This window comes from Myxacorys chilensis, from assembly GCF_059505265.1.
The window spans coordinates 1-13,948 of the sequence record NZ_JCACKG010000265.1 but is presented as its reverse complement, the minus strand read 5'-3'; the positions used below and the strand labels follow the sequence as shown (position 1 = coordinate 13,948).

Below are 13,948 nucleotides of genomic sequence, written 5' to 3'. Positions count from 1 at the left end.
AGGTCGCTGGTAGATGCTGATTCAAACATTCCTAATTGTAGCGGCTAGGGTGTCGCTGGAGAAGCACTGACTTTAAAGACTTCCACCGATCGCTGTAGTTCTTCTGCCACAGCAACCGTTTGACGCAGTGCCGTCGAGACTTGCCGTGACGAGTTAGAGGTGCGCGTCGAAACTTGAGCAACATCCTTCACTAAATCTGTGACCGAATGGGTGGTTTGCATTTGCGAATCCATTGCTTCTACAACAGATCTCACGAGTTCATCGATCTGAGTGGATAAATGGACAATATGCACCAAGCTTTGTTTGGAGTTTTTCACCGAGTGGGCACTATCTACCACCTGCACCGCGCTTTGTCCCATCACATCCACGACTCCGTGCGTTTGTTGCTGAATCGCCTCAACAATCTTTTCCACCTCACGGGCAGCCGTGGCAGATCGAGAGGCTAACTCTCCAATTTCAGAGGCAACGATCGCAAACCCGCGTCCTTGCTCTCCAGCGCGGGAAGCTTCGAGACTAGCATTGATCGCTAAAACATCGGTTTGCGTCGCTAATTCCTGAATTAGGGACACAATTCGCGCAATCTGCTGAGATGATTCACCCAAATGTTTTACCGTTTGAGTTGCGCCTTCAATGGTCGATCGCAATGTCATAATACTGCGAACACTCGATTCCATTGCAGTTTCTCCCATCTGCGCCGCCGTCGAAGCAGATTGCGCGACGCTCGCCGTCTGACGTGCCCGTTCAGTGACCGTTTGTACCGATTGGGTCATCTGCTCAACCGAGTCTAGAATACGAGTCGTTTCGTAGGTCTGTTGCAGCGATTCGTCACTCAGTTGCTGTACAGCCCCCTCATTCTCATTCAACAAACTATGCACTTGAGTTGCAGACTGCTGCACTTGCAGAACAATTTGACGAAGGCTCTCGACGATCGCATTAAAGGAACCTGCAACCGTACCGATATCACCAGAGACAACGCTGGCGCGAACCGTTAGATCTCCCCGCGCGACTCCTTGAACTTCACCTAACAATTGAATGATGTGCTGCTGCAATGATTCTTTTAGCATCTCCGACTCTTGCAGCGCCTCTTGACGCTCTTGCAACATTTGCGCCTGATCGAGAGCATAACCAAGCTGCACGACGATTTGAGAGAGGAACCTGAGATCTGATGCTTGCCAAGACCGAGCGCTAGAGGAAGTTGAATTCAACGTTTGAGCGCACAATAAGCCAACGAGTTTTCCATTGCGGTTGAGCGGAGCAACGATTTCTGCTCTAGTCTGTAATTCCTTTAGGTTTTGTCGGTATTGTGAATTAATCTCGTTGGCTTCCGCATCATCGGTTAACCAAAACATTTGATTTTGATATTGCTCGATCTGCTTTAATCCTAGTAAATCTGCGATCGCACGCCCAAGGACGCTACTGGTTGCATTAGTGATTGATTCAGCGATGATAGTTCCGTTAGTTGAAGCTTGGTCGAACTGATAAATAATTGTGCGATCGACTGTTAGAAATTTGCGAATTTCATCTAAAGCCGTTTGCAAGATGTCATCCGAATGGAGCGATCGCCGCATTTTAACGGTGATATCACTTACAGATTGCGCTTCTTTCACTTGACGCTCTTGGTCAATTGCTTCTTTGACCAGGGTTGTTTCAGAAGTGTTGATTTGGTCTGCCATCTGGTTGAATGCGATCGCCAGTTGTCCCACTTCATCCTGAGACGCGATTTCTGCTCGAACGGTGCGATCGCCCTCTGTAAATCGCTCTGTGGTGCGGTGGAGATTCTGAAGCGGTTTGATCACCGTTTGTCGAAACAGGGCACTCCAGGCGGCGATCAGGCCTAGCGATGCCAACAAGACAAAGAATTCTTGCTGTAAACTTGATCCCAGCAAACGGTTAAGGCTTGTCTCCGGTGTTCCCCGCACTAAGAAAGCGGTAGCTCTATCATTCGGAGTTGCTGCTCCTGCTGGAGCTTCCATCATGAGGTTTGGCAAGGCTTTAGCTGCGATCGTATAGGTTTGCCCACTGATCGAACTGCGTCCCGTTACGGTTGCGCCCTGAGCAGTCGCTGCCTCTGTCAGAATCGAGGCATTCGAGAGTGGAAGTCCAGACTGGGGTTGGTTAGCATCACGTTGCAGTTGTGAAGTCGCGATCGCAAATTCCCCGTTAGGACGACGCAGGTAAATCGCGCTGTAACCGCCTGAAAAGGCATTCTGAGTGTTTTCAACGATCGCTAATTTCCCATTCACGATATCGCCAAACACTAATGCTCCAATGACTTCTTGAGTATCAAGATTTTGAACGGGCGTCACCACATACCGAATCAGCGCCTCTTGTGGAGCAATGCCTTCTGGTAGAGGAGCGCCTTCTTTTTGCAGTTCATCCCAACTAACAACTTCACTGGCTTTGAGTTGCCGATTCTCTTTCAACGCTGTCTGAATCAAGCTGACTAAGGCTGATTCAGTTATGGTCTCTCTGGCCCGATCTGCGTTGGCATTGGCAACAATCTGTAAGTCTTTTCCGACTAGAGTTGCATACTCAATATTGCGTGCCTTCGCTTCATTTTTGAGAATTTGCTTGACCTGATTTTGCACGTTAATCGATAGTGCTTCTTTACGTTGATGAAGTTTAGCGGCGTCGATGATCGCGGTGTTGTCAGATTGTCCCCGTGAACCGAGTCCCATCTGATCGACTTTAATGTTGTAGTTAGTTTCAACAACAGCAACTTCAGACTGAGCTTGGGCGCGAAGCTGAGTTCTTAAGCTATTAGTTAATACCAGTGTCGAACCAATGCTAAGCCCTAAAATTGGAATGAGTTGGCAGGCTGCTAAAGCGGCAGTCTGCTTGCGTTTAAGAGGCAGATTATGGAATCGTTTCAGCCAAACAGAGGGATTTCCAATGATTGATATATTAGATTTCACAGCGATGGGTTGCTTGATGAGCATTGTGTTTTAGCAGCGTTGCACAAAGTGCTAATCGTAGATTCAACCCTGTAAGCATCTATCAATTTCAATTGCTTGAAATTACTAAAAGAATACCATTACCTCTGTACATTCTTTTAAGCTGATTTCACAACAAGAAGTGTTGTCTAGTCAATATCCATCCTATTAACGTAATAAATCATGGTGAAGGTGCGGCAGTGCCCTTCCCAATCATTTATCTGTAACGAGTATCTTTAACTTTGATATTACAGAATCAAGTAAAATTACACGCTAACTGTTTTTTCTAGCGTTTGCAGCAATTCTTGCTCATTGTACGGTTTGGAGAAATAAGCCGTTGCTCCTAAGCTTTCTGCTAATTTGCGGTGTTTGTCTCCCGTCCGAGACGTGAGCATCACAATCGGAACCTGAGTAAACGACGGATTCACTTTCGCTTTTGCCAAAAATCCGAATCCATCTAGTCGCGGCATTTCAATATCACAGACCACCGCTTGAACAGCTAAGCCCTCTTCCAATCGCTCCAGCGCATCTTGTCCATCTTTCGCTTGCTCAACCCGATACCCAGCCCGCTCTAAGGTTAACGCTAAGAACCGACGAACATTAATCGAATCGTCTACCACTAGAACAGTCGGAATTGAACTAGGAGGGAGACTCAGTCGGTGCGCCCCAGTCGAGCGATAAGGTACAAGCGGATCGTCCTCAGACCTTTCGCAGCTTGTAATCCAGCGCAGAAGCTCGGCAGCGTTCACTAGCGGCACGACGCGACCATTGCCTAAAATGGTGCAGCCACTAAAGCCGGACGGCAATGCCAACGTCCCTTCAATGCGGCGATTGGTGGCTTCTTGTTCACCCCAACAACGATCGATGGGAATGCCGTAGAGTTGATCGCCTTGATGAATTAGCATAACGCTGGCTGCCGAAATGCTGGGCGGCGTCTCGTAACCGTGGGGCGATCGCGGACAGTTAAAGTGCAGCCACTTCTGCAACCGCACCACTTGCACCACCTTGCCTTGCCAGTTGATCACCTCGTTGCTGCCCGTGTTGATCAGGTCTTCTGGTTTGAGTAAAAACATTTCAGTCACGACATCGCTCGGAAACGCGAGCAACATGCCTCCACTTTCAACCAACAGCACTCGCACCGTGGACAGCGTAAACGGAACCGATAGTGTAAACGTTGTGCCCTGCCCTGCCTCTGTGTTGACGGTAATCTCTCCGCGAATCTGTTTGAGGTTGCTGCGGACAACATCCATCCCCACACCGCGCCCAGACATTGAACTGACCTGCTCTCGGGTGCTAAATCCTGGCTCAAAAATCAGCGAGAGCAGATCGGATTCACCTGCCGTCTTTAAAAGAACCGGATCAAGCCCCATTTGCTCTGCGCGATCGCGAATCCGATCAATCGGAATTCCTTCGCCATCATCTCGAATGGTAATCACGGTACGATTGGCCTGCTGAGATGCCCGGATTTCGATGACACCTTCTGGCGATTTGCCTTGGGATTGCCGCACATCTGGCGTTTCGATTCCGTGATCAAACGCGTTGCGTAATAAATGCATGAGCGGATCGTTTAGCGTTTCGAGAATGTTGCGATCGACGAGCGTTCCGCCGCCGATGATATTAAGCTTGACCTGTTTACCATACTGTAATGACCACTCTCGAACCGCGCGGGGAAAGCGATCGACCACATCCGAGAGCGGACGCATTCTCAGTTGCGTCAATCCGGTTTGCATTTGCTTTGCAGTTTTTGTCAAGCCCCGATACGCTTGCTCACTCTCATCCAGGCTCAGTTCAATGTCTTCTGCAACTTCCTGCAACTGAACGATCGTTTCCATCACTTGCTGAGACTGTAGATTGAGATCGGTGTATTGATCGAGTTCGAGCAGATCAAATCCCGATCGCGAATAGGCATTTCGCACCACCAAGCTTGAACTCGTTTCGTCTACTGTAAGGTGCTGACCGAGTCCGGAAATCGAGATTTTGTCGTAGGCCGTCCGGAGTTTAGCGTTGACGGCATCGAGGGTTTGAATGCGATCGCGCAAACTCTGCGCTAAGGTTCTCAGACGTTTGAGATATAGATCAATGCCGTTGCGATCAATCGTGAGTTCACCAAAAAGATCGTTCAACAGATTCAGTTGCCGCGCCGGGACGCGAACCGTAATATCCTGATCCTCTTCAACTTCGGACGTATTCGCGTCTAAAATCTTAAAATCTGAAACTTGCGATTCGCCGAAAAATGGCAATGCTTCAGACGTGGGCTGATAGTCGGTGTAGCCATCATCGCTGACCGCCACGGCTTCAGCCGCTAAAATGTCAGTGTACCAATCGCCCTTTTCTTCAACTGATGAAAAGATTGAGTCGAGGGTAGCAGAATCGGGAAAGGCAATGTCTGTTGCGTCAATTTCTCCGTTCAGTCCGATGTCGTCGGTCACAAAATGAGTGTCTGGCTCGCCAAAGTAGTCGGGTAGCGGCTCTAGGAGCGAATTGATATCGAACTCTATGACATCCACATCGGTCGGAATTTGATGATACTGCCCTGACAGCACCTTAACCTGTGCATATCGCCAAGCTTGCAGTGCTTGACTGGCAAAGGCGCTAATGTCTTCAATTTCTGTTTCTAAGCGTTGCGTTACCGATTCGCACAAGTGAGTAAATGCTGACAATTGCAGCATTTCTCCTAATCCCCCTAATTCTTGTGCCAGAATTGCAAGTTCTTCCCGCAAACACGGTTGCGTTGGCGTTGCAACTACCGCTTCTAACCGTTGCAAACAGCCTTCGACCTCCGTTTCAAATAGGAGCGGAATAATTTCTTGTCCGTCTTCCGGCGAGAGAATGGAGCCAGCATTTTCATCTTGAGGATCGCCCAACTGTTCGTGCAATTGCTCGAAAATAGGCGTCACTTCCGCCGCCAGCCAGGTCGAATCGATCGCAGAACGGTGAGCGTGGGGATGAGCGAGAAACTGGCGATCGCGATCGATCACCTGACGTAACCCTGTGAGTGCCGAGAGCAGCAAATTTTCAAGATGAAAGGTCGGTGCAATGGATTTATCAACCTTCAGGACTTTCAGAAAATCTTCGAGACGATGCGCCAGCGCACTTAATACCTCAAATCCCATCATGCCTGCCCCGCCTTTGATCGAGTGAGCTGCCCGCAGCGCTGCATTGATTTTCTGAGCATCTACATGGTGGTCGGCAAGTCCTAAAATCGTTCCGTCTAAGGTGTCTAGATACTCCTGGGCTTCATCTAGAAATTGGCGACGAATTTCAAGCTCTTTGTCCTGTGACATTGTGATGGTTTAGGTAATGGCTGGGATAGTCCGAAGATCTGGCGTTTGCCCTCATTCCACCCTATCTAATAAGAAGCGGCGGTCTTGCGCCCTGCTCTGAAAAAGGGTTGTGGATGAAGGCACGTCGGAGAAATTAGCTCACCTTGAATGTGCCGACCGAGTCTTTAAGCTCCTGTGCGATCGCGACTGTCTGGCGAATCGATTCGGAAACCTGTAATGTCGATTCAGAGGTGCGCCCCGACGAGCGTACAATGTTCTGCATCAACGAGGTTACAGCCTGTGATGTCTCAACCTGAGACACTGTTGCCTGTGAAATCGATCCGACTAATTGGTCGATCTGCTGAGACACCGTGAGAATTTTCTCCAAGCTGAGTTTAGCATTATCGACCAAGCGCGTTCCCTCGACAACTTGCGTGGTTCCCTGCTCCATTGCTTCTACCACCTCTGAGGTTTCGCGCTGAATCGTGGCCACAATCTGTTCGATATCGCGAGTGGCGGCGGCTGATCGGGCTGCGAGTTCTCCCACTTCTTCTGCGACCACAGCAAAGCCTTGGCTGTCTTCACCCGCTCGGGCGGCTTCGATTCCAGCGTTGATCGACAGAAGATTGGTCTGCACCGCAATTTGATTGATCAGCGATACTACTTTCGAGATTTGCTGCGACGATTCACCCAGGCGCTTCACTTTCTTCGCCGTTTCTCCGATCGTTTCTCGTAGCCCCAAAATATTTTGCACCGTCAGTTCCATTGCCACGCCGCCTGCTTCTGCCGTGGAGAATGCCGATTTTGCCACATCAGCAGCTTGCCGGGCACTCGACGATACAGCTTGAATTGACTGCACCATCTGCTGCACTGAATTCAGCGTCCGGTTGGTTGCTTCGGCTTGCTGCATCGCATCTTCTGACAGTTGGCGCACCGATTGCTCGTCATTGCCAAGAGCATCGTTCACCTGAACTGCTGCCGATTTCACTTGAGTCACAATCTGTCTCAAGCTCTCCACGATCGAGTTAAAGAAATCGGCAACCGTGCCGATCTCATCGGCGGTGACATCTGCACGAACGGTCAAATCGCCTTCTACGGCCCCTTCGACTTCTCCTAGCAGTTGGAGCAACTGCATTTGCAGCGCTTCTTTTTGCTGCCGTTGGTCGTCCGATAGCTGCTCAGCAACTTGGCGAGCCGTTTGAGCCTGGGTCAGCAAGTCCACTTGATCAAGGGCATAGCCAATCTGAGCCGCAATCTGCCCAAACGAGTCGATTTCTTCGGGTGTCCAGCGTCGCGCAGACGAACACTGGTGAGCGCACAACAGTCCCATCAACTGTCCCTCAACAATCATCGGTGCAACTAGATTGGCTTTCACCTGAAACGGCTCTAGCTGACTGCGGTAGCACGGGTCTAGGTCGGCAGCATCAAGGTCGTAGATGAAGTGCATTCGTCCTTGACGATATTTGTCTACATACTCTTTAAAGCAAGGATCAGCAATGTTGGCGTTCAGCGCTGTGGGATAGCCTAGTGCTACAGACTCAGCGATGACCGCGCCGTTCAGGTAGTCTGGGTCGAATTTGTACACCACGACCCGATCGCTCTTGAGAAAAATTCGGACTTCATCGACGCTCGTTTGCAGAATTTCCATTAAGGTCAGCGATCGCCGAATTTTCACCACGACTTCGCTGAGAAACTGCGATCGCTGGACGCTCTGCGCTTGATTTTGCAGCAATGCCTGCAACTGCTCGGCCATCACGTTAATGTTGTTGCCCAACGTCGCCAGTTCGTCGTCTCCCTTCACGGTCAGCCGCGTATCAAGCTTTCCTGCTCCCAAATCTTGCACTGCGTTCGTAGCAGCCAAAATCGGTCGAGTGGCGCGATTGGCGAGCCAAGCCGCTAACAGCCCGGTCAGCACCGCAACGGCTCCTGTTCCCAGGGTAAAAATCCAAAACAACTGTCGCTGGGGAGCAAAGGCAAGGTCTGTTGGCGTTCCTAAAATTGTCCCCCAGCCGAGGTCGGGAACGTTCTCACCGCCCACCCACGGAACATAACTCGCAAACAAATGGACTTTACTGGTCTGTGAGTCTTGCTCAATCACGCGGGTATTAGTCTCCCGACGAGATTGCATATCCAAAAACTGGCTATAGACCTCTCCCGCAGACCGTCCAATTAGGCTGTCTTGAGACGACAAGAAAATTTGATTGCTGAAAACCAGATTGCCCCCATCGACGATGCTGAATTCTGCACCTCCCTTGCTGTAGTCGCGCAACTGATCGGTCAAACTGCGAACCGGCAGAATAGCACGCGCGATCGCAATCTTTTTCCCGCTGCCTGATTCTTTGATTGGGGCAGTCAGGTAGATCACAAAAGGCCCATTTGAAGTGGCTCTTACCGGACGGCTAATCAGCACTTTATCTGACTCTAGAGCAGCTCTAAAGTAATCTTGGTCAGACTGTTTGGGAATGGATTGCTGATCGCTTTGCAGCGTAGCACTGCCATTGAGATCAAAAATCGCAATACTGTCATATACTCGATACGCCTCAACAAACCGTTCTAGAACGGCTCTCCTTTCTTCAGATGAGGTCGCGTTCCGCACGGCGGGAATGGTTAACGCGGGCTGAGTTGACAGAATCTGCATATCGCCATTTCGTTCTGTCATGAAAGACGCCAACTTCTGGCTCAGCGTCTGAGCCAACCGTTCTTCGTTTTCTCTAATTTGATTGGTGATTGAGCGATTGGCTAATTTATACGCGATCGCACCAATTCCCAATACCGGCAATGTCGCGATCGCAATTGCCAGCGCCGTTGCCTTAGCGCGAAATCCTAACCGCTTGACGCGCTGGAGAACCGTGATCTGAGACGGGCTGGCTTTACCTGCTTCAACCGGAACCGCTTCGACAGCCGCAACGGAATCAGCAGATTGGACAGAGACAGGAGCATGGCCATTTTTGGCAGCGTCAAGTTGGTCGACCATAGGATGATGAAGTGATACGGCGGTAAGGAGCATTCAGAAAGCAGAGATGCGTTTAGCCTGATGACTAATGCTAATGAACAACGCGAAAGAACAGAACCATCACATTGTTAATACCCGTTCCCTTGTAAAATTGGAGCTTGTAAAATAGCTTCTCCATCGAGTAAAAACACAATTTCTTGCGGCTGTAGAATACAGCCTCTGGAATAGGGAATTAGTCCCTTTGCGGCGTGACTGGGAAGCGGTTGAACCTGCGTTGGCTGTACGCCAGCAATGCCCCCGACTTGACGAACGGCAAGCGCGATCGCGGCTCCCCCCGTGCGAACAATCACAATGTCATACTGCTGGGGGCTATAGTCAAGGACGCCGACCCCCAGCAACAGCGCCAGATCGACGACCCACAGCACGCGACTGCGGCGGTGCATCAGTCCGAGAACGCCGACAGGCAAATTCGGAATTGGAGTGAGTTGAGGCGTGGGCAAGACCAAAACTTCCTGCACCTGTTTCATGATCAGTCCTGCCTGAACCCCTTCAGTGACTTGAAACTTGAGGTACGGTTCGCCTTGATGGGTTCGAGTGCGGGCGGGTGTTAAGCTCAGTGCTGACGGATTGACCACCTCACCCTCCCACCGACTGAACCGTGCGGATCAGTTTCTCACGGGTAAAAGGCTTTGTAATGTAGGCATCTGCGCCTTGCCGCATTCCCCACAATCGGTCAATTTCTTGCCCTTTAGACGTACAGATAATAATGGGTACTTTCTGCGTTTCAGGATTTTTCTTGAGGTTGCGACATAGCTCAAACCCGCTCATTCCGGGCATGACAACATCCGTTACAATCACATCGGGCTTTAGTTCAACGGCTTTATTAAGTGCTTCTTTGGCGCTGACGGCACCGATGACGCTATAGCCTCCTTCCCGCAGATAATGGCTCAGTAACTCCATCTCCGAAGGAGTATCTTCGACGACTAACACGGTTCCCATCAAGGTTAAGCTCATGATTTTGAATGCGTTTAGCGAAGGGTGAAATAGCCTGGATCAGACCACAGTCAAGGGAGTACAGCATTAAGTTAGCGTTCATTTTTGACCCCCAAAAACTTAAATACGGTATTGACCAATTCTGGCTGGGTAAAGGGTTTGGTTAAGTAGCCTGATGCACCCACTAGTCTTGCTTTCGCACGATCGATAAATCCGGTGTGTCCGGTCACCATCACGATGGGAGTTTGTTTGAAGCTAGGATGCCGCCGCAGCAATGAACATAGCTCATATCCATCGAGGTTTGGCATCCCGACGTCGAGTAGAATGAGGTCTGGTTTTGTCCGCATGATCTGCATCAGTGCTTTCACTGGGTCGTTGATCATTACGACAGAAACGCTGGAGTCGTGGAGAAAGCTGCTGATGGCTTGCAAAATGGTCGGGCTGTCATCGATGCAGGCGATCGTATGACGAGGTTTGTCTGACGGGGTGGACGGTTCTTCGGTTTTGTCTGGAGCAGACGCACGAGGAATCGTGGCACCTGAGCGAGAGACGGCAGGGCGCGGTTCGGTTGGCGTTGGACGTTGGGCACGGGTATGACAGTGTTCAACGATCTGCCGCAAATCGAGTTGGCATAAGTTGGGATAATTTGAGATTGCGGCTTTTGCGGTCAGTTCGTACATGCCTTCTGTCACCGCTAAGAAGGATTGCAGCACCTCTTTTGCGATCGCATCAATCAGACTCACCGCTTGAGGTATCGTCAGATACTGCTGCTCAACCAGCCAACGAATCGCTTGATAATCCACGCTACTGGCGGAGAGGGAGGCAGGCTGATCGAATTGTCGCCGCAGCTGGGCATAGTCGAGCTTGCTCAGGGCAGGGGCTTGGTCGCCTAATCCCATCAGATGGTGCTGGAGTCGATCAAACGGAGCGGTCGAGTTCGTCGCGTAGACGAGCTTACCGCGATCGAGGTAGAGCAACCATGAGGTTGAGCCACTGATGACTTGCAAACAGCCGTCGATCTGACGGCTGATGAGTTGAGCTAACAAACTCAGGGGTTGGAGTCGTTGAAACGGTCGATGACTAACCATAAAAACCGGTATCGATTGAGAAACTCTTGAGACCTACTGCAAGTAATCTCTATATGAGAAATAGAAGCTTACTGCAACTGCATTTTTAGCGGAGGATTAACAGGAATGTCTAGAAAGCAAAGCCTCTTGCAGACTAACAGCAATAAGAAAAACAAAATCAACTTAATAAAAACTTGACAAACAGAAACACAATCTTCGTGCGATTACACAAAAACTGGCCTCTTTAACAAATGACCTTTTTATAAGAGAAGAGTCTTGCAATAAAACAGCTTTCTCTTACCGAATTAGGTGAGGCGGAGGGAGCCGCTAGTCGATAGTAAAACGTTTGTAATCGCTTTATGAAAAGACCTCCTCAATCAAGACTGAATGGGCACGAAGGTTGATCCCAGTATGGAATGTAACCTGGGTGATCAATCTGCACCATGTTAGCCGAGTTATAAAGAGATGAACCCAAATGCACAATTTCTTTATTTAGCAGTCCGCAGTTAAATGCGGTCAACACCCAAGTCATAAATAGAGTACTGTCTACTACTTCAAATAACAAGCTTTGGTGCTAGGAGCCGCAGGCTGTATGTGCTTTATGATACTAAAAAATTAGCTAAGAATTGACGTTTTCTAACTTAGATGATTTAAAGGCAGCTAAAGATAAGAACATTTTGAAGGACTTAAGGCAGTATTGATGTTTTTAGATTGACACAAATAATACCTGTAGAAACCGCGATTTTATTACAAAAGCTCACTTAATTTTTTATACCTGTTATCTACGATATGTCCAGTTTTCGCAACATCGCTCAGACGCAAACCACAAAGTCCATACTTTATATTTGATGTAATATTTGATACGCAACAATGCCTGCTTTTACTTAAGTTCTGCCATTTTGGTAAAAGGAGCATCATAACTGAATCGTTTGTTTTCATTACAAAAATTTGCATCACTTAAGAAGAACTACAGTGGCACTGCGATCGCTATCTCACCCTTTCTGGCTACGCACTAGCTGATGCTAAATGATCTTGCCGTTCTCATCAGAAATAGTGGAAATGAAGAAACAATGTAAAGTCCTGACAACTCGAACTGCACGTCTAAATTCGCTCAACTCACTGAAGCAATTCTTGGGCTACCAAACACACAAGAGCAACCGATCTCAATTGGCATATCAGGATTTGGAGGGTCTGGCAAAAGTACGCTGTCGAGACGACTAGTGAAGCAATTGCATGCTGCTGAAGTAATTTCAATGGATGAGTTTTGGGTTCCAGAGCGAGATGTACGATTGTCAGATTGGACTGTGTTTGATCGCGATCGCTTAGAACACCAAGTTCTGATTCCTGCCACTCAAGGCAATCCCATTCGCTACCAAGTGTTCGATTGGCATCAGGGCAAACTGAAGGATTGGCGAGAAATAGAAGTGGTCGATTATCTCATCATTGAGGGTATCAGTGCGCTGCATCCAACTTTGCTGCCGTATTATCGATTCAAGATTTGGGTGGATTGTTCGTTGGAGGTGGCACAACAGCGCGGATTGCGTCGCGGGACGACCGAATACAACATTGATGAAACTGAGAGTTGGGTGGAGCGGTGGACACCCAACGATCGCGTCTATTTTCAGAAGTACCGTCCCGATTTGCAAGCTAATTTTTTATATCCAACATTCTGATTTATTTAGATTTGACAATACTATACCAAGGCGAGTTCAGGCAAGGCTCCCTGCATTCGGCTGAGCCAATTGATCAGATTCGACAATTGCTGATCGGCGCTCAGCATTCCCAATCCTCGTACCGTGACTTTTCCGGGGGTAAAGACAAAGCGCGATCGCAGATGCTCTGACAAGTTTTCTTTCAGCAATTTGATCCCATTACGAACAAATACTGAATCTAAGCTAAGAGTATCTTCTGGATAAGATTCACGAGGTTCTTAATAGTGATCCACCCATCCTCCACTATTTCGTTGGGTATCTCAATATCAAACTCTTCTTCTAGTTCCATTGAAAGGTTAACCCAAGCTACTTCATCCATGCCTAGATCTTTCACCAAGTGGCTGTCTAAGTTAACTTTATTTTCATCTACCTGCAACTGCTCACTAACTATTTTCTGAACTCTTGCAGGAACAAAAGCTTTAATTGCATCCCTTCGACGAGCTTCCTCAGCCCTACGTTCTTCATCTTGACGAGCTTCCTCAGCCCTACGTTCTTTATCAGCAGCTACCTGATGCTTCATGCCTTCAATTCTAGAATCAACTAGCTTTCGTATACTGTATAAGTCAACTTTGTGCCCGCTCTGGCTGTAAATTTTCGTAGCTAAATTCCACACGGTCCGATCACGATTAGCCTCAAGTGATTTAAGCCCTTCCTCCGTCATCGCCGATGCGATTTCGTCTAAGTAGGTATTGAGTACCATTTTCAGCACTTTTAATTCATAATCTTTCTCTACTTCACTCACGATTTATCCTCATACGAATCTATTCAAGCGCTCTTCCGCTTCTTCTTGAGTCACTGTTCCTTGAGTGTCTGCTGCTTCTAATTCCTGTTGAACTTTAGCTAAAACATGGAGATGATACTGCACATCTTCGATCGAGCAGTCATCAGGAAGCTTTCTTAGAAGCGATTCAATTTCTCGCTTTGTAGTATTCATAATACGGAGTTCCAAAATTACACCTGAGTTTGAGGATATTTACTACAGTTGTAGATGTTGAATTTAGAATTGCATTTCGCTTAGAATCAGTGT

Annotated in this window: 10 protein-coding genes; 1 reads left to right on the top strand and 9 read right to left on the bottom strand. The window is 48.6% G+C overall.

Translation table 11 applies throughout. From position 1 onward, the window contains the following. Positions 1-44 precede the first annotated feature (44 nt). The 6 genes from AC5JLB_RS27200 to AC5JLB_RS27175 form a co-directional block, all read right to left on the bottom strand. Positions 45-2,939 (bottom strand): methyl-accepting chemotaxis protein, encoded by a 2,895-nt coding sequence (locus AC5JLB_RS27200; protein WP_495876961.1) that lies wholly within the window; start codon positions 2,937-2,939, stop codon positions 45-47. A 260-nt stretch (positions 2,940-3,199) separates the two neighbouring features. Beyond that, on the bottom strand, positions 3,200-6,217 hold the full coding sequence (locus AC5JLB_RS27195; RefSeq protein WP_495876960.1) for a hybrid sensor histidine kinase/response regulator: 3,018 nt from the start codon (positions 6,215-6,217) through the stop codon (positions 3,200-3,202). Positions 6,218-6,350: 133 nt separating this feature from the next. Next, positions 6,351-9,170, bottom strand: coding sequence for a methyl-accepting chemotaxis protein (locus AC5JLB_RS27190; RefSeq protein ID WP_495876959.1), 2,820 nt, complete (start codon positions 9,168-9,170; stop codon positions 6,351-6,353). A gap of 107 nt (positions 9,171-9,277) precedes the next feature. After that, the gene (locus tag AC5JLB_RS27185) at positions 9,278-9,784 is read right to left on the bottom strand and encodes a chemotaxis protein CheW (RefSeq protein ID WP_495876958.1); all 507 of its coding nucleotides are present in this window, start codon (positions 9,782-9,784) and stop codon (positions 9,278-9,280) included. Between the two features lies 1 nt (position 9,785). Beyond that, complete coding sequence (locus tag AC5JLB_RS27180) at positions 9,786-10,148, bottom strand: response regulator transcription factor (RefSeq protein ID WP_495876991.1); 363 nt, start codon at positions 10,146-10,148, stop codon at positions 9,786-9,788. Positions 10,149-10,234: 86 nt separating this feature from the next. After that, on the bottom strand, positions 10,235-11,230 hold the full coding sequence (locus tag AC5JLB_RS27175; RefSeq protein ID WP_495876957.1) for a response regulator: 996 nt from the start codon (positions 11,228-11,230) through the stop codon (positions 10,235-10,237). A 1,106-nt stretch (positions 11,231-12,336) separates the two neighbouring features. Between AC5JLB_RS27175 and AC5JLB_RS27170 the strand changes: the two genes are divergently transcribed. Further along, positions 12,337-12,882, top strand: coding sequence for a uridine kinase family protein (locus tag AC5JLB_RS27170; protein WP_495876990.1), 546 nt, complete (start codon positions 12,337-12,339; stop codon positions 12,880-12,882). A gap of 20 nt (positions 12,883-12,902) precedes the next feature. Here AC5JLB_RS27170 and AC5JLB_RS27165 read toward each other — a convergent pair whose 3' ends face one another. Genes AC5JLB_RS27165 through AC5JLB_RS27155 form a run of 3 tightly spaced genes read right to left on the bottom strand, consistent with a single transcriptional unit; the run spans position 12,903 to position 13,855 of the window. Further along, positions 12,903-13,070 carry a hypothetical protein gene (locus AC5JLB_RS27165; RefSeq protein WP_495876956.1) on the bottom strand — a complete coding sequence of 56 codons (168 nt, stop codon included), beginning with the start codon at positions 13,068-13,070 and terminating at the stop codon, positions 12,903-12,905. A 29-nt stretch (positions 13,071-13,099) separates the two neighbouring features. Continuing rightward, positions 13,100-13,663 carry an acyl carrier protein gene (locus tag AC5JLB_RS27160; RefSeq protein ID WP_495876955.1) on the bottom strand — a complete coding sequence of 188 codons (564 nt, stop codon included), beginning with the start codon at positions 13,661-13,663 and terminating at the stop codon, positions 13,100-13,102. Between the two features lie 9 nt (positions 13,664-13,672). Next, on the bottom strand, positions 13,673-13,855 hold the full coding sequence (locus AC5JLB_RS27155) for a hypothetical protein (RefSeq protein ID WP_495876954.1): 183 nt from the start codon (positions 13,853-13,855) through the stop codon (positions 13,673-13,675). Positions 13,856-13,948 lie beyond the last annotated feature (93 nt).